This window comes from Thalassotalea eurytherma, assembly GCF_030161415.1.
Lineage (GTDB): Bacteria > Pseudomonadota > Gammaproteobacteria > Enterobacterales > Alteromonadaceae > Thalassotalea_G > Thalassotalea_G eurytherma.
Window position 1 is genome coordinate 89,201 of record NZ_BSSU01000003.1, and the last position, 18,992, is coordinate 108,192.

At 39.9% G+C, this 18,992-nt stretch carries 22 protein-coding genes; 9 read left to right on the forward strand and 13 right to left on the reverse strand.

Features of this window, described 5'->3' with window-relative positions; all coding sequences use genetic code 11:
• Positions 1-50 precede the first annotated feature (50 nt).
• Genes rlmM through QQK02_RS03140 form a run of 4 tightly spaced genes read right to left on the reverse strand, consistent with a single transcriptional unit; the run spans position 51 to position 3,084 of the window.
• Positions 51-1,139 carry a 23S rRNA (cytidine(2498)-2'-O)-methyltransferase RlmM gene (gene rlmM, locus QQK02_RS03125; RefSeq protein WP_284206494.1) on the reverse strand — a complete coding sequence of 363 codons (1,089 nt, stop codon included), beginning with the start codon at positions 1,137-1,139 and terminating at the stop codon, positions 51-53.
• Positions 1,136-1,522, reverse strand: coding sequence for a DUF423 domain-containing protein (locus tag QQK02_RS03130; RefSeq protein ID WP_284206495.1), 387 nt, complete (start codon positions 1,520-1,522; stop codon positions 1,136-1,138). Before QQK02_RS03130 ends, rlmM begins: the two co-directional genes overlap by 4 nt.
• Positions 1,515-2,168: an alpha/beta family hydrolase gene (locus tag QQK02_RS03135; RefSeq protein ID WP_284206496.1), complete on the reverse strand. Its 654-nt coding sequence runs from the start codon at positions 2,166-2,168 to the stop codon at positions 1,515-1,517. Before QQK02_RS03135 ends, QQK02_RS03130 begins: the two co-directional genes overlap by 8 nt.
• A complete protein-coding gene (locus tag QQK02_RS03140) occupies positions 2,161-3,084 on the reverse strand; it encodes a transcriptional regulator GcvA (RefSeq protein ID WP_284206497.1) in 924 nt (307 codons plus the stop codon). Before QQK02_RS03140 ends, QQK02_RS03135 begins: the two co-directional genes overlap by 8 nt.
• A gap of 315 nt (positions 3,085-3,399) precedes the next feature.
• On the opposite strand from QQK02_RS03140, the gene QQK02_RS03145 reads away from it, so the two are divergent.
• Positions 3,400-3,678, forward strand: coding sequence for a hypothetical protein (locus QQK02_RS03145; RefSeq protein ID WP_284206498.1), 279 nt, complete (start codon positions 3,400-3,402; stop codon positions 3,676-3,678).
• 87 nt (positions 3,679-3,765) lie between these two features.
• Here QQK02_RS03145 and kdsA read toward each other — a convergent pair whose 3' ends face one another.
• From kdsA to hemA, 7 genes are all read right to left on the reverse strand, one after another.
• Positions 3,766-4,608, reverse strand: coding sequence for a 3-deoxy-8-phosphooctulonate synthase (gene kdsA, locus QQK02_RS03150; protein WP_284206499.1), 843 nt, complete (start codon positions 4,606-4,608; stop codon positions 3,766-3,768).
• A gap of 35 nt (positions 4,609-4,643) precedes the next feature.
• Positions 4,644-5,888, reverse strand: a complete 1,245-nt coding sequence (locus QQK02_RS03155; protein ID WP_284206500.1) for a DUF819 family protein — start codon at positions 5,886-5,888, stop codon at positions 4,644-4,646.
• A gap of 13 nt (positions 5,889-5,901) precedes the next feature.
• Positions 5,902-6,702 (reverse strand): tetratricopeptide repeat protein, encoded by an 801-nt coding sequence (locus QQK02_RS03160; protein ID WP_284206501.1) that lies wholly within the window; start codon positions 6,700-6,702, stop codon positions 5,902-5,904.
• 73 nt (positions 6,703-6,775) lie between these two features.
• Positions 6,776-7,141: a SirB2 family protein gene (locus QQK02_RS03165; RefSeq protein WP_284206502.1), complete on the reverse strand. Its 366-nt coding sequence runs from the start codon at positions 7,139-7,141 to the stop codon at positions 6,776-6,778.
• A 38-nt stretch (positions 7,142-7,179) separates the two neighbouring features.
• Entirely contained in the window at positions 7,180-8,037 is an 858-nt protein-coding gene (gene prmC / locus QQK02_RS03170; RefSeq protein ID WP_284206503.1) for a peptide chain release factor N(5)-glutamine methyltransferase, read from the reverse strand.
• 5 nt (positions 8,038-8,042) lie between these two features.
• Positions 8,043-9,134: a peptide chain release factor 1 gene (prfA, locus tag QQK02_RS03175; protein ID WP_284206504.1), complete on the reverse strand. Its 1,092-nt coding sequence runs from the start codon at positions 9,132-9,134 to the stop codon at positions 8,043-8,045.
• Between the two features lie 29 nt (positions 9,135-9,163).
• Positions 9,164-10,447: a glutamyl-tRNA reductase gene (gene hemA / locus QQK02_RS03180; RefSeq protein ID WP_284206505.1), complete on the reverse strand. Its 1,284-nt coding sequence runs from the start codon at positions 10,445-10,447 to the stop codon at positions 9,164-9,166.
• A gap of 191 nt (positions 10,448-10,638) precedes the next feature.
• On the opposite strand from hemA, the gene lolB reads away from it, so the two are divergent.
• The 3 genes from lolB to QQK02_RS03195 all read left to right on the forward strand — a co-directional run bounded on the left by lolB (position 10,639) and on the right by QQK02_RS03195 (position 13,150).
• Positions 10,639-11,244 carry a lipoprotein insertase outer membrane protein LolB gene (gene lolB / locus QQK02_RS03185; protein ID WP_284206506.1) on the forward strand — a complete coding sequence of 202 codons (606 nt, stop codon included), beginning with the start codon at positions 10,639-10,641 and terminating at the stop codon, positions 11,242-11,244.
• A 3-nt stretch (positions 11,245-11,247) separates the two neighbouring features.
• Positions 11,248-12,099 carry a 4-(cytidine 5'-diphospho)-2-C-methyl-D-erythritol kinase gene (ispE, locus tag QQK02_RS03190; RefSeq protein WP_284206507.1) on the forward strand — a complete coding sequence of 284 codons (852 nt, stop codon included), beginning with the start codon at positions 11,248-11,250 and terminating at the stop codon, positions 12,097-12,099.
• A 103-nt stretch (positions 12,100-12,202) separates the two neighbouring features.
• A complete protein-coding gene (locus QQK02_RS03195) occupies positions 12,203-13,150 on the forward strand; it encodes a ribose-phosphate pyrophosphokinase (RefSeq protein ID WP_284206508.1) in 948 nt (315 codons plus the stop codon).
• A gap of 80 nt (positions 13,151-13,230) precedes the next feature.
• Here the strand turns inward: QQK02_RS03195 and QQK02_RS03200 are convergent, their stop codons facing one another.
• Entirely contained in the window at positions 13,231-13,635 is a 405-nt protein-coding gene (locus QQK02_RS03200; RefSeq protein WP_284206509.1) for a VOC family protein, read from the reverse strand.
• 107 nt (positions 13,636-13,742) lie between these two features.
• Between QQK02_RS03200 and QQK02_RS03205 the strand changes: the two genes are divergently transcribed.
• Positions 13,743-14,390 (forward strand): lysoplasmalogenase, encoded by a 648-nt coding sequence (locus tag QQK02_RS03205; RefSeq protein WP_284206510.1) that lies wholly within the window; start codon positions 13,743-13,745, stop codon positions 14,388-14,390.
• 7 nt (positions 14,391-14,397) lie between these two features.
• Positions 14,398-15,417, forward strand: coding sequence for an AraC family transcriptional regulator (locus tag QQK02_RS03210; protein WP_284206511.1), 1,020 nt, complete (start codon positions 14,398-14,400; stop codon positions 15,415-15,417).
• Here the strand turns inward: QQK02_RS03210 and QQK02_RS03215 are convergent.
• Complete coding sequence (locus tag QQK02_RS03215) at positions 15,406-16,653, reverse strand: sterol desaturase family protein (protein WP_284206512.1); 1,248 nt, start codon at positions 16,651-16,653, stop codon at positions 15,406-15,408. The two genes, QQK02_RS03210 and QQK02_RS03215, sit on opposite strands and share 12 nt — an antisense overlap.
• Positions 16,654-16,808: 155 nt before the next feature.
• Here QQK02_RS03215 and QQK02_RS03220 point away from each other — a divergent pair, with 155 nt between their 5' ends.
• From QQK02_RS03220 to pth, 3 genes are all read left to right on the forward strand, one after another.
• Positions 16,809-17,591, forward strand: a complete 783-nt coding sequence (locus tag QQK02_RS03220) for a substrate-binding periplasmic protein (RefSeq protein ID WP_284206513.1) — start codon at positions 16,809-16,811, stop codon at positions 17,589-17,591.
• Positions 17,592-17,755: 164 nt separating this feature from the next.
• Positions 17,756-18,376: a 50S ribosomal protein L25/general stress protein Ctc gene (locus QQK02_RS03225; RefSeq protein WP_407705004.1), complete on the forward strand. Its 621-nt coding sequence runs from the start codon at positions 17,756-17,758 to the stop codon at positions 18,374-18,376.
• A gap of 17 nt (positions 18,377-18,393) precedes the next feature.
• Positions 18,394-18,984, forward strand: a complete 591-nt coding sequence (gene pth / locus QQK02_RS03230; protein ID WP_284206514.1) for an aminoacyl-tRNA hydrolase — start codon at positions 18,394-18,396, stop codon at positions 18,982-18,984.
• Positions 18,985-18,992: the final 8 nt, after the last annotated feature.

Consider the following 18,992-nt stretch of genomic DNA (forward strand, 5'->3'; position numbering starts at 1 on the left):
ACAATCAGTAAAAAGTCATAAAAAAGCGGCACAGGCCGCTTTTTCTTTAGTTAACTTTTAATAAAAGGTGCAGGGCTTAATAACCTAGCGTGCACGGTAACTTCTTCTCTATCGTAGTATAAATGCTTAGCATAGAGCTCATATTTCACTTCAGCCTCGCTAAAAGCATCTTTCATAAGTTGTAAATCTTGTACAACTTCTTGATAGCGACCTTTTGGCGGTAACTTCAAATTAAACATCGCTTCTTGGCAGTACCCGTGAAGTAACCACTTAACCATTAATTTAGCGACACGTTTAGGGTTTTCAATCATATCGCAAACCAACCAATGAACATTCATTTTACTTGGTACAAATTTAAAACCATCAACCATATAGTGCTTAACTTGGCCAGTATCCATTAACGATTCTGCCATAGGGCCGTTATCAACCGATGAAACCATCATACCACGGCGAACGAGTTGGTATGTCCAACCGCCGGGCGCAGCACCAAGATCAACAGCCTTTAAGCCAGAGCATAAACGGGTTTCCCATTGTTCTTTAGGAATAAAGTGTAGGAATGCTTCGTCTAGCTTGAGTGTCGAGCGACTCGGTGATTGATTAGGGAATTTTAATCGCGGGATACCCATTTGATGTAGCGAACTGTTATGCCCTAGCGAATAACCAAGAATAACCTCTTGGCCTGATAAAAATAGCGCATGCAAATTAGCGCCGTCATGATCACCTTTTTCGGTCATAATTTTTTGCTTACGTAGTGCTTGCCTTAAAGGTACAGCAAGCTTCCTGCAAAATTTCGACAACGCTTTACCATCATTGGTATCAGCTGTTTCCATACGTAAGTCAACGTATTGCCAATCAGTTCCCAAGGCTTCAACAATCGCTTCAACGCGGTTTGTCGTTGGTAATTCAACACGTGGTGTTAAGGCTAAAAACCATTGGCGCGCAAAAATAAGACGTTTAAGCGGTAATTTTTCAATTAACTTTTCGCCATCTTCAGCATTATATAAATGGTAAAGCACAATCCCTTGTTTCTTTAATACTTCAATGTAGCCAAATGCCTCACTCCATGAAGCTTTTTCTTGAATTTCCGCGCCACACTCTTTTTCAAAGCCAGGGCGACAATAAAGTACAATACAGGTCATTTACGTTTACCTAAAAATAGAAGAACACCCCACCCTATCGCAAAACTCATTCCGCCAAAGGGTGCTAACGCACTTATTTCACTATATGAAAAGAAGGTTTTAACATACAAACTGCCGCTAAATAATATAATCCCATTGACCATTAACAAGGCACTTAACGCAATCACGAAACGTGCTTTATGCTCAAAGGCTAACCATAGTACAAGTAAAATAACGGTATGTATAAACTGATAAAAATGCGCACTTGTCATACGTTCAACATCACTTAAAGAATAACTAGCGGACGCATGAGCAAGCCAAGCGCCGAATAGTACAGAAAAAGCACCACTGACGCCAATAAATACTGGCAAAAATGCCATAAAATAACGACATGCTTTATTCATCTTTACTCTGCTCACAATGTTGTCTTATAAATGTAACCATCTCATTAACGGCTTTTTCTTTATGTGCCAGATGTGTATGCCCAGATTTAACGCGAGGCTTAAGATCATGATCGCCATCAGGTAAAAAGCACAGTTGGTAGTGACTAGGCAAACTATAGCCCAAAATCTCTTCCTGGTTACCTAAGGTATCTCGACTACCCTGGCAAATTAGCGTATTTCGTTTGTTTTCTTGAAGAGGCGTTAATCGTAATTTGTCTAATTTTTTTGGTGGATGAAACGGGTATCCTAAGCAGATAGCCCCCTTTATTTTGCCATTTCGACCGTCGTTTTCAGCAAGCAATGTCATTGCTACACGCGAGCCCATCGACTTGCCACCAATAAACAACGGTAATTCATCTTGATATGAGTCTACAACACTTTGATAAGCGTCAAGTAACACAGGCATTCTATTGGGTGGATATTTTTTACTATCGACCAGCCGTTTTGCCATATAAGGAAAATCAAAACGAATCACATTAACTTTTCTTGCCAACAGCATTTGTGTGATTTCAACCATAAATTCATGATCTTTGCCGGCACCAGCGCCATGAGCAAAGATAAAAGTTGCGATGGCGTCGTCTGTTTGTTCATGGATAATATTATTCATCGGTAATATGCCCATCTCTAATCACGTTTTGCTCTTTTGCAACAGTTTCCATCATCCATTGGTTAAACGCTTCAATTTTACCTAACTCAGCCTGATGCTCACGGTACACCAAAAAATGAGCATCTTTGCTAATTAATACATCAGTAAACGGGCTTACCAAACGTCCCGCATCAATATCAGGTTGTGCAAGAAAACTATTGGCAAGCGCAATACCTTGACCATGAATAGCTGCTTGCAACACCATAGTTGAGTGACTAAATATCGGGCCATGATTTACGTTTATACCTTTTAAGCCCACTTGTTTAACCCAGCGCTTCCAATCACGTCTTGAAGTATCGTGAAGCAAAATGTGCTGTTTTAAATCGTCAACAGTATGAATAGGCTTTTTTCCTGTCATTAAAAGCGGCGAACACACAGGAATTAGATACTCAGTATGAAGTTGCTTAGCAACAACATTCGGCCAGCGACCTCTACCATAGTAAATAGCTATATCGACATCTTCTGTCAGTGAATTATCTGGTTGGTCAACGGCTTTGATACGGACATCAATTTCAGAATGTAATTCATTAAAATCATTAAGGCGAGGTACAAGCCACTGAATAGCAAAACTTGGTTGCAAACTAACAGTAATTGCCCCTTTTGCACCACGAGCAAGTAACTTTTCTGTCGCGTCATGTAACAAATTGAAAACATCTTTAATGTCTAAGTAGTAACTTTGCCCTTCTTCACTTAAAAGTAGCGCACGATTTTTACGCATAAATAATTTTATGCCTAAATGCTCTTCCAACGACTTGATCTGATGGCTAATGGCGGCCTGAGTAACAAACAATTCTTCTGCAGCTCTTGTAAAGCTTAAGTGTCTCGCTGACGCTTCAAACGCACGCAACGCATTTAACGGAGGTAATCTTACTGCCACAAAGCACCTTTTTGACTTAACAGTCTTATAACAAATGGATAACTAACGCAGTTAACTGAATATTTATTTATTGACCTAAAACAACACACATAAATACATTAGTTTTTCTAATGATTAACATTATAAATTGTCATTTTATTTTTTACCAGTATAAGACTAAAATTTGCACTGTAGATAAGGGCGACATTCTTTCACCTTGATTTAACTCTAAAAATCACAAGGCTCAGAGAAAACGCAAATTAAAGTCTTTTTCATAAGAAGAATAAAGCCCTAAAAATCTATTAGATTTATTAACTTTTTTCTGGAATTAAAAACATGACTTTTATTAAAAAACTTACTGCTACTTGCACCCTGACTGTCCTCTTACCTGTTGCAAACGCAGCGAGCTTAGAAATCGCTACACCTGTAAATACAGCGCAGTTAACTAACGTTGCTCACGTTGAAATTTCAACAGATCTAATGAAAATCAACGAACAGCTAGATATGTTAGCTAAGCAAGTGTTTCAACTTGATACTGAAAATGCAAGCTTAACGCAGCATCCGGCATTAATCGCTGAATTAGCAGATGATACAATTAGCCTAACAGCTGAATAAGCGCAGACGAAACAAACAAAAAAAGGTGCCTAGGCACCTTTTTTAGTTTTTGCTAAACGCAGAAGTAACTACGTATACTACCATCGGCTATTCTGTAATTAGCGGTTCAAAACCTTTCACTAAATCATCGATCGCTTTCATTTGCGCTAAGTACGGCTCAAGTTTTTCTAATGGTAAAGCACAAGGACCGTCACATTTAGCATTATCTGGGTCGGGATGAGACTCAATAAATAAGCCGGCAATACCGATTGCCATGCCACTACGAGCAAGTTGCGCGGCATGGGCTCTTCGGCCGTCAGCAGAGTCACTGCGCCCGCCTGGTTGCTGCAGAGCATGAGTCGCATCGAACATAACAGGTGCCATCGTTTTCATCTCATCCATCGCTAACATATCAACAACAAGATTGTTGTAGCCGTAGCAGCTGCCACGCTCACATAAAATGATATTATCATTATCTGCTTCACCGAACTTAGTAATAATATGGCGCATTTCATGAGCGGCTAAAAACTGAGGCTTTTTAACATTGATAATGGCTCCTGTTTTCGCCATTGCGACAACAAGATCAGTTTGACGGGCTAGAAACGCTGGTAATTGAATAATATCAACCACATCAGCAACAGGCTGCGCTTGATGAGGTTCGTGAACATCAGTAATGATAGGTACATTGAAGGTCGATTTTATCTCTTCAAATATCTTTAAGCCTTCATCAAGACCTGGACCGCGGAAAGAATGCACAGATGAACGGTTCGCTTTGTCAAAAGAGGCTTTAAAAACGTAGGGTATACCAAGCTTTTGCGTTGTTTCTTTATACGCTTCAGCAATAGTCATTGCTAAGTCTCGAGACTCTAAAACATTCATACCACCAAATAATACGAATGGCTTATCATTGGCGATTTCAATTTGATTAAGCTCAATTAATTGCTTACTCATATGTTTTCCTAATTAGTAATGCTTTGGCTAACGAATTAACCAATAGCTTGTAAAATTTGTCCACACAGCCATGCCATGTATGTTCCCACAGTGTAGCCTAATACAGCAAGCAACACGCCTACAGGCGCTAACGACGGGTGAAATGCTGATGCAACAACGGGTGCAGATGCAGCGCCACCGACATTGGCCTGTGAACCAACAGCCATATAAAACAGCGGGGCTTTTATTAATTTAGCGACGAATAGCATTAAGCCTGCATGAATGAGCATCCAAATCATGCCAATAATAAAATAGATAGGTGTATCCAATATCATGGTGACATCCATTTTCATGCCAATCGTCGCGATTAAAAGGTATAAAAATGCTGAACCGATTTTTGAAGCACCTACACCCTCTAACTCTCTCGCTTTAGTAAAAGATAAAGCAATACCTACTGAGGTAGCAAAAACTATCATCCAAAAGAATTTACTGTGAAAACTAAAACGATCAGTATTTGGAAAGTGTTCAACAAAATATGGCGTGATGTTGTCAGCAAATAAATGAGCAAAACCAGTTACACCAAGACCAACCGCAATGATAATCATGATATCTGCAAGGGTTGGTATACGCGCGTGCTTAGCATGAAACTGCTCTACTTTCAGCTTAAGCTCGCTGATCGCCGACGTGTCAGCGCCTGTCTTGGCATCAATCGTTTTGGCATTGCCCGCCATCACTAAAATCACCGCCATCCAAAGGTTCGCGACGATAACATCAACCGTGACCATGACAGAGAATATTTGATCGCCTGCACCATAAATTTCCTTCATAGCTGCTTGGTTAGCACTACCACCAATCCAACTTCCAGCGACAGTGGTCATGCCTCGCCATACTGCATCTGGCCCAGTAACACCTAATAATTCAGGTGAAAATTGAGCAACTAGCAATAAGGCAATTGGTCCGCCAATAATAATACCAAGGGTACCAGTGAAGAACAGAATAACGGCTTTAGCGCCAAGTTTTGAGATTGATTTCAAGTCAACACTTAGCGTTAATAACACCAAACATGCAGGTAATAAGTAACGGGATGCAACATAGTATAGATTCGACTCTTTACCGCTGATGACACCAAAAGTATTCAATAAAGAAGGTAAGAAATAACAAAGTAACACGGCTGGCACAACAGCGTAAAACTTTTTCCACATCGCGCCATTATGCTGCGCAGTATAAAAAACACCACCTAGCAAAATAACCAGTAAGCCAAGTACTGTTGCATCATTGGTGATCATTGGCGTATCAACCATGTAGTCTCCGTAACTAATGTAAAATGGTGTCGGTAATCGTGATATTTTCTAATTGCAGCTTTAGCAGCTGAGCTGCTGGATCTTGCGGACACTGTTCCACAAAGTATCGGTAGTCATCATAGGCTACTTTAAAACAATCAAGTTGATGAAGCAAAAAGCCACGGTCACGTCTTAAATAGGGGTCATCTGGTTTTAGTGCCAAAATAACATCGATGCATTTCAATGCTTTGCGATATTCATTTTCACGAATTAACGCTTCTTTTAACGACGAGAAATGCTTAAGCAATACCTCTTTGTCTGACAAAGGCTCTACTTGCTGAAAGTTAATAAAATGATCGCTATCTGACATACGAAGACTTAAGTCTTCCCACGTTAAAGAGTCACCGACGATAGGATCAAAGATAATGGTATAGTCTTCATCACATACCAGTTGCACCATCAATTTTTCTGGTACGTAAACAATATTCCCCTCAAAGCCACAATGCTTAATGATATGCGATAGCAAGATACATTTTAACGCCGGTGACATAATGCGATAAAGCAAACTAGGTACGATTTGATGGCTAGAAACTGGCCATAACGTGTGTTTTTTATCGAGAAAAAGTTGATTAACAAACAATTCGTTAATTAAAGTTTCAGCTTGAGTAAGCTCATCTTCAATATCTTCAATTTCAGCTAAACAATGATCAGCAAGTGCCTGCACCTGTGGAATAGGTTTAATACCCGCGCCAAAAATAAACTCTTCGGCAAGCACTAAGGTATCAAGCATGTTAATATGCTCTGACTTCAATTCAGCTAATAATAATTCGTTCATCTACTACTTCAAAAAACTACTTTATGAGGTGGGATATAAGGGCTACTGACAAACTTTCAATAGCCAATATCAGTTAAATAAAAAATATAGGTTGTTTGCTAATAGCAAGACGAGCAACCAACATCACCCAACCCATCGCCCCTAAGAAGCCAATAATTTGCATCGTTCTGTTGCGTGCCAACTTAAGGGTGTAATAGCCAGTAAAAATGTACGCAAAAACTGCGATGATTTTTTCACCAAACCACATATATTCAAATGGGCTAAGGGCTAACTTAACAGCCATCACAATACCGATGGCTAATAGCGCGGTATCAATAACGTGAGGGGTAATTTTCACCCATTTTTTCTGTAATTGCTCTGAACCTAACATCAACCACACAAAGCGTAAAAAGAATAATGCAATGCTAAGTGCTGCAAGTGTCATGTGTAAGTGCTTCATTATTTATCCTTGAAATTATTGTTATTTAAATAAAGAAATTAATTAGCGAAGAAACTAGCATACGTGATACGAGGGTTTCCGCCAAAATCTTTTTGCGTTACCGCATCGCGATAGCCATATTGAGTTAATAAATCACGTACTTGCTTGCCTTGCTCAAAGCCATGTTCGATGTATAAGCTGCCGCCATTGGAACTTAGGTGCGATCTTGACTTATCAATAATATGGCGAATGTCATCTAATCCTTCATCGTTGGCTACCAAAGCAGAAGACGGTTCAAAACGGACATCACCTTGAGATAAATGTGGGTCTAACGCATCAATATAGGGGGGATTAGACACGATAATGTCAAATGAAGACTCTTTGACCTGACTAAACCAATCGCTTTGATAAATAGTTACCGTATTTAAACCGCAGCGTTGCTTATTTGTATTAGCTAGCGCCACGGCATCAGCATTGAAATCGACCGCTTCAATTTGCCATTTAGGGTTCTCACTTGCTAAAGCGAGGGCAATGGCCCCTGTTCCCGTTCCTAAATCTAAACATTTAAGCTGTGAAGATTGATGGTGATTTAAAACAAGTTCAACAAGTGTTTCTGTGTCTGGTCTAGGGATCAGCGTTGCAGGAGACACCAAAAGTGGCAATGACCAAAACTCTTTTTCACCAACAATGTAGGCAATTGGTTCACCATTAAGTCGGCGACTAAATAACTGTGTGAATCTCGTTAGGTTATCAGCTGAAACTTCTTGCTCAGGCCAAGTCAGTACGTAGCTTGTTGGTTTGTCTAGAACATGACAGAGTAGTATCTGACAATCAAGTATTTGACTATCAGATATATCATTTAACAATGCACTGGCATCACCGATGAGTTGCTTAACCGTTATTGGCGAATTAAACATACAACCTAATGGTTTTGTTCAGAAAGCGCGGCCAGTAAATCAGCCTGGTTTTCTTGCAGGATAGGATCCATAACTAATTGTAAACTACCTTCCATCACTTCATTTAATCGGTACAAGGTTAAATTGATACGGTGGTCTGACATACGCCCTTGCGGGAAGTTATAGGTGCGAATACGCTCTGAACGATCACCACTTGCTACTAAACTACGACGAGATGACTCTTCTTCTTGACGGCGTTTATCATCTTCAGCTTGTTGTAAACGCGCTTGAAGTACCGACATTGCTTGAGCACGGTTTTTATGTTGAGAACGTTGATCCTGACATTCAACAACAACACCTGTTGGAATATGAGTAATACGAATGGCTGAGTCTGTTTTGTTAACGTGCTGACCACCTGCACCAGAGGCGCGGAACGTATCAACCTTTAAATCGGCTTTGTTAATTTCTATTGCTTGTGATTCTGGAATTTCAGGCATAACAACAACAGTGCAAGCCGACGTATGAACACGACCTTGTGATTCAGTTTCTGGCACACGTTGTACACGGTGACCACCTGATTCAAACTTCATTTCACCGAAAACGCCTTCACCATTAATTTTAGCGATGATCTCTTTGTAGCCACCTTGCTCAGATTCATTCATGTTCATGACTTCTACTTTCCAGCCTTTTTTCTCAGCATAACGAGAATACATGCGGAATAAGTCACCAGCAAAAATAGCCGCTTCGTCGCCACCAGCACCTGCACGAATTTCAATGAAACAGTTGTTATCATCATTCGGATCACGTGGTAAAAGTAAAATTTGCAAATCGTGCTCTAACTGCTCAATCGCCTTTTTCGCCGCCTTAAACTCTTCTTGCGCCATTTCACGCATATCAGCGTCATCTTCCTTTAGCATTTCTTCTGCTGTAGCAAGATCATCTTCTGCGCCTTGATAGTCGTTAAAAGCATTAACAACCACTTCAAGTTGCTTAAACTCTTTTGATAACGCTAAAAACTTATCTTGATTTGAAATAGTTTCAGGATCAGATAATAACGCCTGCACCTCTTCAAAGCGTTCAACTAAGCCTTCAAGTTTTTGATAAACTGATTTATTCATGGAAAATACAAGGTCTCTTAATTTGAGGTCTATTTTTGCTTGCTAATGTCTTCAACATCTAAGTTAAAAACATCACGCAAATAGATTAATTTGTCTAACTCGCCACCTTGGGCTGCTTTTTGTAAAGCATGGGTTGGCGCGTGCATTAATTTGTTCGTCAGTTTAGTCGCTAATTCGTTAATTACTGCATCAGGCGCTTTGCCATTTGCTAACTGACTTTTTGCTCTTTCTAATAATATATCTCGTTCAGTTACACACTGGTTTCGATAGCTAATGACAGCATCTTGGGTATTTAATCCACGCAACCATAGCATAAAATTGCCTGCTTGATCACAGACAATCGACTCAGCCTGAACAGCTGCTTTTCTACGATTTTCAATATTTTGAGCAATAATCGTTTGCAAATCATCGACCGTATACAAAAATACGTCTTCTAATTCGGTAACTTGCTCTTCTATATCTCTAGGCACGGCCAAATCAACCATAAACATAGGACGATGTTTACGCTCTGAAAGTGCGGTTTCAACCATACCTTTACCGATGATTGGCAACGTACTACCCGTAGAACTGATGACAATATCAGCTTTTGCCATTTGCTCAGGAATTTGCGCTAGTGTAATAACATCCGCACCGATTTGTTTCGCCATGCCTTCGGCACGAGAAATAGTGCGGTTTGCAACGGTGATATGTCCGACATTATTGTCGTAGAGGTGTTTAGCTACCAATTCGATAGTTTCACCTGCACCAACCAACAATACCCGTGCCTTTTCAAGTTTGCCGAAAATATGCTTTGCAAGGTTTACCGAAGCAAAGGCTACAGAAACGGCATTCTCACCTATTTCAGTTTCAGTGCGAACTTGCTTAGCAACACCAAAAGTACGCTGAAATAAACGGTCCATCACTAACGCCATCGAGCCGGCAGCTTTTGCTTGGCTATAGGCTTGTTTCATTTGACCAAGTATTTGTGGTTCACCTAATACTAATGAATCTAAACCACAGGCAACTCGCATCATGTGCGTGACAGCTTTTTGATCTTGGTGCCAATATAAACTTGGCACAAGGGTAGATGCAGGAATGTTGTGATGCTTCTCTAACCATGAGATCACTCTATCTTGAGTGAGTTCGTGTTCGCCCGGCTTCACTAAATAAAGCTCAGTGCGATTACAGGTAGATAAAATAGCGGCTTCTTGACACTGCACTTGAGATAACATTTCTTGCAAGGCAAGTGTCAACGTGTCTGGACTAAAGGCGATTTTTTCCCTCACCGATACGGGTGCGGTTTTATGATTGATCCCAACAGCGACAATTGACATAGAAGAAAAAAATAACCTGTAGCAAAGAAAATAACGTTTTAAACATCAATATTTGATAAAAATTTAATCAAATAGTTAAAAACATAATGTCATCAAAAATATTCCGGGTATTTTACGAAAAAACGCTAGTGATTGAAAGCACCTTACAAGCTGTGTTCAAATAAGTTAATTGATTCTTAATAGTAAAAATAATGAAACAACACTTTCTTATCACCTTTTCTCTTTTCATTTTGTTGTCAGGTTGTAGCACAACGTCCGAATTACCTGAGATAACCGGAGAAATCACAGACGATCAATATCAACAACAATTAAGCCAACTCAGTGATTGGCAGTTTACAGGAAAACTTGCCTTCATCACGCCCAAAGAGCGCCAAAGTGCTAATGTCTTGTGGCAAACACACAACCAGCAGTTAGAAAAACTGAGCTTGTCGACATTTTTAGGGATTAATATTCTAGAGCTCGAAAAACAAACCCAAGATTATGTTATCCATGTTGACGGTGAAAGCCACCAAGGAACGAACCTTTCCTACCTCATTTGGCAGCTTACAGGGTTAACCCTGCCAGTTAATGCGTTGAATGATTGGTTAAAAGCTCGTCCTCATATTACTAACGACCAACTCATCTATGATCAAAGCAATATCTACCCTAGCGGTTTGAATAGTGATTTCAATCAGCAGCAATGGCAGGTAAAATACCGACAATATCGCCCTGTTAATCAAATTATGCTGCCACATAAAATAGATATCACGCAGGGGCAGTTATCTATCAAACTTCAAATTAATCGATGGGAACTCTAGTCAGTGAGTCAACGTTTTAGCTTTCCAGCACCAGCAAAATTAAACTTATTCCTACACATTACCGGACAACGAAGTAACGGTTATCACAACCTTCAAACGCTTTTTCAGTTCTTAGATTTTGGCGATAAACTAACCTTTGAATTAACGGACTCAGGTAAGGTTGAACTTTTAACAACATTTAAAGGTGTTGCCCACGATGACAATTTAATTGTAAAAGCGGCAAAAAAATTACAATTAGTGAGTAAGGCCGATAAAGGCGTAAAAATATCGATTGATAAAGTGTTGCCAATGGGCGGTGGCCTTGGCGGTGGTTCGTCAAACGCAGCCACGGTGCTGGTCGCACTCAATAAGCTATGGCAATTAAACTATACAACAACAGAACTTGCAGCATTAGGCCTGAGTTTAGGCGCTGACGTGCCGATATTTGTTCATGGTCACGCTGCCTTTGCAGAAGGTGTTGGAGAAATCATTCACCCTCAAAGCCCACAAGAACATTGGTATTTAGTGACCAAACCTGATGTCAGTATTTCTACCGCTGAGGTATTTAGCGCACCTGATTTAACTCGAAATACTGCACCAATAGATAAAGGTGACTACGAACTAGCGAGTTGCCATAATGATTGTCAAAATTGGGTAATAAATCGCTATCCTGAGGTTGCCAACCTATTAGCTTGGTTGGTAGAATATGCGCCGTCTCAAATGACGGGCACGGGCGCTTGTATATTTTCGAGCTTTACCTGTGAACAAGAGGCACGTTACATTCAAAGTAAGCTGCCGCAAGGCATTGAATCGTTTGTAGCTAAAGGAGCAAACACTTCTCCTTTAATGCATGCTGTTAAGAATTTCCCCTTCTAGCAGCAAAAAATTGCCATTAATTGGTAAAATGTAAATTCATTGCTCATAGTTAGTGGCTATGAGCGTTAATTTTAATGTCAAAAAAGTTTCTGAGGAACTGACAGTGCCTGACATGAAGATCTTTGCGGGTAACGCCACCCCTGAACTGGCTAAGAAAATTGCTGATCGTTTGTATATGAACTTAGGTGAAGCAAAAGTAGGTAGTTTCAGCGACGGTGAAATCAGTGTCGAAATCACTGAGAATGTCCGCGGTGCCGATGTATTCATCATCCAATCAACTTGTGCACCAACTAACAACAACTTAATGGAATTAATCGTCATGGTAGACGCACTTCGTCGTGCTTCTGCTGGTCGTATTACAGCGGTAATGCCTTATTTTGGTTATGCTCGTCAAGATCGTCGTGTACGCAGTGCTCGTGTACCAATCACAGCTAAAGTAGTTGCTGACTTCTTATCTAGTGTTGGTGTTGACCGTGTTTTAACAGTTGATTTACACGCAGAGCAAATTCAAGGTTTCTTTGATGTACCGGTAGACAACGTATTTGGTACACCTATCTTATTAGAAGATATGGTTGAAAAAGAGCTTGATAACCCTGTAGTAGTTTCTCCAGATATCGGTGGTGTTGTGCGTGCTCGTGCTGTCGCTAAGTTATTAGATGATGCAGATTTAGCAATTATCGATAAACGTCGTCCTAAAGCAAATGTTGCTCAAGTAATGCATATTATCGGTGATGTTGAAGGTCGTGACTGTATTATTGTTGATGACATGATTGATACTGGCGGCACGCTAGCTAAAGCTGCAGCTGCGCTAAAAGAGCACGGCGCTAAAAACGTTTATGCATACGCTACTCACCCTGTTTTATCAGGTAATGCAGTGCAAAACTTAAAAGATTCAGTGATTGATGAAGTTATTGTAACTGACTCAATTCCATTATCGAAAGAGTTAATGGCGCTACCTAACGTACGTCAATTAACGCTAAGTGGTATGTTATCTGAAGCGATACGTCGCGTTAGTAACGAAGAATCTATTTCAGCGATGTTTGAAGACTAATATCGTTTGAATTTGAAATAAGAAACGGAGCCTGTAGCTCCGTTTTTTTTTACCGCGTAAAACAACTACTGTGCTAGCTTTTATCGTTCAGCCGGTTCAATTAAATCAAACTTGTTGCCATAAAGATCTTCGAAAATAACCACTTTACCATACGGCTCGCGTCTAGGTGCTTCACTAAACGTGACACCATGTTCAATATAATGTTGATACGTGCGATCAAAGTCAGGTGTCGTTAAAATCATCAGTACACTGCTGCCCGCTTGCTTACCAACCAGCGACTTCTTCTCTGCTGACTGAGCTTTAGATAAAATTATTTGTGTTTGGCATGCAGTATTTGGCTTAAGTGTTACCCAACGCTTTTCGGTGCCCATCGCCATATCTTCAATTAACTCAAAGCCTAAAACGTCTTGATAGAAAGCAATTGCCTCATCATAATCACGAACAAATATGTTGATTCCAGAAATAACACCCAACAAGTTTTTCATAAAATTTACTCCTAAAAATCAGCCGTGTTAGTAACAAAAGGCGCTACTGTATAAATAATTAAAATTAAATGCTATAAAAAGAAAAACAATGACAAAAATAACAACCAATGTTTGACAAAAAAGTTACCTATTTATATCTATTTACCGCAATTATCTATCTAGCAAGTTTACCCTTTACCACCTACCCGTTTCAGTTCTCGGTAAAAGCATTACCAATATTCCTGCTTTTTTTAACCTGCTTTAGTCAATTGGAGGGTAGACATAAAATATTCATGAGCTTAGCACTTCTATTTAGTATGACTGGAGATATCTTCCTCTCGATTTCCAGCCCTATGAGTTTCCAGTATGGTTTAGGCGCTTTTTTAATTGCTCACCTATGCTATGGCATTTATTTTTTGACATTAAAAAGCAACACCAATAACAGGCAGCCTCAATATATCGAGTTAGTCGCTATTTTAGGATTTGCTGGGGTCGCAGCCTATATCATTTTGCCCCATACCAGTTCACTAATGGTGCCAGTTGCAACCTATTTAGTTGTGATAAGTGTGATGGCAATGATTGCGTTTTATAAAGGGCTAAACAATCAAGTGAAATTAGGCGTATGTTTCTTTTTAGTGTCTGATACTTTGCTAGCAACCAACCTATTTGTAACCCCTTTTTCAGGGGCTAGTTATCTTGTTATGGTGACTTACTACCTTGCTCAATACTATATTACCCGTGGCATTTTCGCCCAATCGCTACATAAAGCAGCCTAACTGCACGATGGATTATCAAGTACCTCAATATTGTGTGAAGTCTTTAGCGCATTTCTTAATGCAACAAGGCATAAAGAAGCAGCAGATATTAACAACGCTAGCCACTGATGAAGTTAGCTTTGCAGATGCAAAAACGCGCTACGATTTATCAACCTATGACGCACTGCTTGCTGAGGCTAGCCGCATCTTAAAAATCGAAAATATCGGTTTTCATTTCGGCCAGGCATTCGAATTGGGAATTTGGGGGATATTAGGTCATATTGTCGTTGCAGCCCCAAACCTTGAACAGGCGCTTTATTATCAAAAACGCTACCAATGTTTGATTGGTAATGTTGGTCAAGCTGAGCATGAAATCAATGACAATGTATTAACTATGCGTTATATCTCGCACCCTGCGGCCAGTAAAAACAACATTGAACATGTTATTACTGCGTGGCTGACTTTTGCGTTTAGCTATACTCGAAGTACCGATGCACCTATTAGTGTTCACTTTACTCACCAGTGCTTAACAACGGTAAAAGAGTACCAAGCGTTTTTTCGTTGCCCAGTGATTTTTGGCGATGACTTTAATGGCGTCAAAATCCATATAAAGTCGTTAACACTCCCTATTGTTAGTAGTAATAGTGATGTATTGAATGTACTTGTTGGCCAAGCTGAGCAGCAACTGGCCAACAAACGTCAATCAGCATCCATGGATATTATTCGAGAATACATCATTGAGCAATTACCCAAGCAGTTGCCTAACTTAGAAGATGTCGCAAACCATTTAGACATTAGTGTCAGGCAATTACAGCGTCAGTTTCAAAAAGAACAAATAAACCTGACGCTTTTAGTTGAATCGATAAGACAACAACTAGCGATTAGTTACTTAACACAAACCAATCACAAGTTAATTTATATTTCCTCGATATTAGGCTATTCAGAGCAAAGTGCTTTCCAACGAGCTTTTAAACGTTGGTTTGGTGTAACACCGCAAGCCTATCGACTACAGCCAACCGCTATTAAACTTTCTCAATCAAGACTCTGACGTCAACTGCCCCGTATTTTCCATATTGTGTTTTGTTACGATATAAAAATAGCCAAGCTCTAACAAAGTTATCGCCACCAAATAGCTAGTAAAGTGAATTTTCACTATTGGTGCAAGCAGTATGTAAAAAACAACCGACACAAACATTAATCGAATAGGTTCGCCCCAAATCGTCCAAGATTTTAATTCTTGAAGGCCACTGATCATTATCAACGACGCGCTCGCAAGTAAACAAATAAGCACCAAATTGTCCAGTGGCAAGCTTGCTACCTGTAACAAGAAGGTCACAGTAAGCACCATCATGATAAGAAATTGAATGAAGATATAGCGCTTCATTGGGCCAGAGAGAGAAACATCGTACTTCTTCATTGTTTTGGTGGTGGCATAAGATCTAGGGTGCGCCTCGTTAACGTCTGTTGGGCGCCAACCTGGCGGCATAAAAAACACTTTCCACTTGTCTTTAAACCCTTTTGCCCAATAGGCATCTTTTAATAGGTTCCAGTAAACTTGAAGGTTTGCCCAAAATGGATTCCAACTTTTTAACTGATGACTAACCCCATAAACAATATCAATACCTTCTTTTTCGGCTTGAAACGACTGGAATACTTTATCCCAAACGATAAAAACGCCAGCATAGTTTTTATCAATATAGTCGCGATTAAGTGCGTGATGGACACGGTGATGGCTAGGCGCCACCATTATTGCTTCAAACCATGCAGGCATTTTATTAACGTGACGTGTATGAACCCAAAATTGATAGACAAGATTTAAAGACGCACAAGCAATAAAGACAATAGGGTCAACACCAATAAATGCTAACGGCAAATAAACTAGCCAAGCCAGTAAGCTCGGCGTACTTGTTTGCCTGAGGGCAGTTGTTAAATTGTATTCTTCACTTGAATGATGAACAACATGAGAGCCCCACATCACGTGAATACGATGATTCAGCCGATGTACCCAATAATAAGCTAAATCGTAGATAATAAATGCAAATAACCAAACCCAAACGGAATTTGATGGCAGCTCAAATAGCGCAAACTCTTGATAAATAGCGACATAAATAGAAAGCGGGAGCAATGATTTTAGTACCCCAGTAAAACGACTTAAAATCCCCAAACTCAACGAGTTTATCGCGTCATTGAAGCGGTAGTAATGGGTACCTCGCTTTTTGTCGAACCACAGTTCAACCGCGATAAGAATTAAGAAAAGTGGAATTGATGCTACGATAATCGTCATAAAAATACTCTAACCTGCTTCATTATGCTCACTATAAGCTAAGCACAAGATAGAAATATTGACCGCTTAACGACACCTATTGACCGTAAATTAGAGTTGATTAGTACTAAAATTGTGCTTTATTAAAAGTAAGATCTCAACGTTAGGTATCAGTTATGCGCAGGATTATGCTGACAAATATACTGTGGTTAAGCTTAGTGTGGATAGCTGTTATGCCTGTAGCTATTGCTAATACTATGGCAATTAAAATTAATGACATCAAATGGCCACCTTTCTTTTTTCCTAAACTTGAAGGGCAATATTTAGGGTTGGGTAAAGAGTTGCTGTCTTATTGCCTTAACGGAGAAACTTACCGCTTAGATTATCTTAACTTGCCAGTAAAACGTACACATCTTTATATGAAATCAGGACAGCTAGATATCGCCGTATACTCCCATAAGAAGTCGAGAGAAAACTTTGTCCTTTATAGCAAAGAGCCCATATTTATCAGTGAGTATGGATTTGTCTCGGTAAAAACTGATCAGGTAACCATTGAAAAAATTGAAGACCTCTATAAATATAAATTTGGTAACCTATCAGGGATAGCCCATACACCAGAGGTACTAAAAATTATTGAAGAAAAACGTTTACATGACGAAGTAACTGAAGGGTATGATATTGATTCGATGTTCGGACAGATGTTAACAAGCCCACCAAGATTTCAAGTCATGGCCAATTCAAAAGAAACCTTTAAATGGCGAGCTAAACAATTAGGCATCGCTGACGAAGTGAGGGTGCACCCGTTTACCGTTGCCAAAAAGCCATACTATCTCACGGTTTCTAAAGCTAGCAATAACATTGATAACAAGAAAGTGTTCCTTGAAAATATTGATAAATGCTTAGTATCAGCCAAGCAATCGGGTAAGTATCAAGAAATAGCGAGTAAATACGGCTTATAAATTACGCCTTTTCCCATTTAACCATTGTCAACTAACGCAGCTAAATGTTACTATTGCGCGCCTTTTTTACCTCAAGCAAGAATTTCTTGCTAGTAAAGAAGGTACATAGTTGTTTTTGGTCGCAAAAAGCAACACAATTTTAATTTATTATTGAGTACAAAATCATGACTGATATTTTTACTTTGGATGCTGAAGTACGTACTGACCTAGGGAAAGGTGCGAGCCGCCGCCTACGTCACGCGAACAAAGTTCCAGCGATCCTTTACGGTGAAGGCAAAGACCCTGTTTCTTTAACTTTAGAGCACCGCCACGTGTTCCGTGCACAAGAAGAAGAAGCGTTCTATTCACACGTGTTAACTTTGAATGTTGACGGTGAAAAAGTTGAGTGTTTATTAAAAGACATGCAACGTCACCCGTTCAAGCCATTAGTAATGCACTTAGACTTTTTACGTGTAGATGCTACTCACGACATTCACACTAACGTTCCAGTTCACTTCATCAACGAAGAAGCTGTAGCGAAGAAAGGTGCTGTTCTTGCTCACCACATCAATGAAATCGCAATTACTTGTTTACCAGGTAAGTTACCAGAGTTCATCGAAGTTGATTGTGCAGACTTAGAAGTAGGTCAAACTCTTCACTTATCTGACGTTAAATTACCAGAAGGTGTTACTTCTGATGAATTAGCCAAAGGTGAAGATCACGACCAAGCTGTTGTTACTGCTAACGCTCCTAAAGGCGGAAGTGATGACGAAGAAGCAGCTGAAGAAGTAGCTACTGAAGAATAATCGACGAGGAACTTTCCTTGACGACTAACATTCAGCTAGTTGTGGGGCTAGGTAATCCTGGCCCCGAATATACTAGAACTCGCCATAATGCAGGTGTTTGGTTCGTTGAAGAACTCGCCTCACGCTATAACATTCCCCTACGTCCAGAAAAAAAGTACTTCGGCTTATATGGCAAAGGCTATATTGGTGAAGAACTCGTCCATTTATTAATACCAACAACTTTTATGAATAGAAGTGGCCAAGCTGTTGCACCACTTGCTAATTTTTTCCGTATTCCAGTCGAGAATATGTTGGTCGCACATGACGAGTTAGATATGGAACCCGGCACGATCAAAATTAAAAAAGGTGGTGGTCACGGTGGACACAATGGGTTACGAGATATCATCGCTCGTATGGCAAATAATAAAGATTTTTATCGGTTACGCATTGGCATTGGTCATCCTGGCCATCGTGATCGCGTAACTGGGCATGTGTTAGGAAAAGCACCTGCCAATGAACAAGATTTAATTGATCAATGTGTTGATGAAGCATCTAGGTGTTTCGAAATATGGCAAAAAGACGACTTGAAAAAAGCACAAAATCGTCTGCATTCATTCAAAGCACAATAACAACTTTA

Bases quoted from the DNA above. Each gene is read 5' to 3' on its own strand.
- QQK02_RS03130 (WP_284206495.1), bottom strand. From the start codon at position 1,522: ATGAATAAAGCATGTCGTTATTTTATGGCATTTTTGCCAGTATTTATT.
- QQK02_RS03145 (WP_284206498.1), top strand. From the start codon at position 3,400: ATGACTTTTATTAAAAAACTTACTGCTACTTGCACCCTGACTGTCCTC.
- lolB (WP_284206506.1), top strand. From the start codon at position 10,639: ATGAAACAACACTTTCTTATCACCTTTTCTCTTTTCATTTTGTTGTCA.
- QQK02_RS03220 (WP_284206513.1), top strand. From the start codon at position 16,809: ATGCGCAGGATTATGCTGACAAATATACTGTGGTTAAGCTTAGTGTGG.
- QQK02_RS03165 (WP_284206502.1), bottom strand. From the start codon at position 7,141: ATGAAGCACTTACACATGACACTTGCAGCACTTAGCATTGCATTATTC.
- hemA (WP_284206505.1), bottom strand. From the start codon at position 10,447: ATGTCAATTGTCGCTGTTGGGATCAATCATAAAACCGCACCCGTATCG.
- QQK02_RS03135 (WP_284206496.1), bottom strand. From the start codon at position 2,168: ATGAATAATATTATCCATGAACAAACAGACGACGCCATCGCAACTTTT.
- prmC (WP_284206503.1), bottom strand. From the start codon at position 8,037: ATGTTTAATTCGCCAATAACGGTTAAGCAACTCATCGGTGATGCCAGT.
- prfA (WP_284206504.1), bottom strand. From the start codon at position 9,134: ATGAATAAATCAGTTTATCAAAAACTTGAAGGCTTAGTTGAACGCTTT.
- QQK02_RS03205 (WP_284206510.1), top strand. From the start codon at position 13,743: ATGTTTGACAAAAAAGTTACCTATTTATATCTATTTACCGCAATTATC.
- QQK02_RS03210 (WP_284206511.1), top strand. From the start codon at position 14,398: ATGGATTATCAAGTACCTCAATATTGTGTGAAGTCTTTAGCGCATTTC.
- QQK02_RS03160 (WP_284206501.1), bottom strand. From the start codon at position 6,702: ATGAACGAATTATTATTAGCTGAATTGAAGTCAGAGCATATTAACATG.
- QQK02_RS03215 (WP_284206512.1), bottom strand. From the start codon at position 16,653: ATGACGATTATCGTAGCATCAATTCCACTTTTCTTAATTCTTATCGCG.
- QQK02_RS03200 (WP_284206509.1), bottom strand. From the start codon at position 13,635: ATGAAAAACTTGTTGGGTGTTATTTCTGGAATCAACATATTTGTTCGT.
- QQK02_RS03225 (WP_407705004.1), top strand. From the start codon at position 17,756: ATGACTGATATTTTTACTTTGGATGCTGAAGTACGTACTGACCTAGGG.
- kdsA (WP_284206499.1), bottom strand. From the start codon at position 4,608: ATGAGTAAGCAATTAATTGAGCTTAATCAAATTGAAATCGCCAATGAT.
- QQK02_RS03155 (WP_284206500.1), bottom strand. From the start codon at position 5,888: ATGGTTGATACGCCAATGATCACCAATGATGCAACAGTACTTGGCTTA.
- rlmM (WP_284206494.1), bottom strand. From the start codon at position 1,139: ATGACCTGTATTGTACTTTATTGTCGCCCTGGCTTTGAAAAAGAGTGT.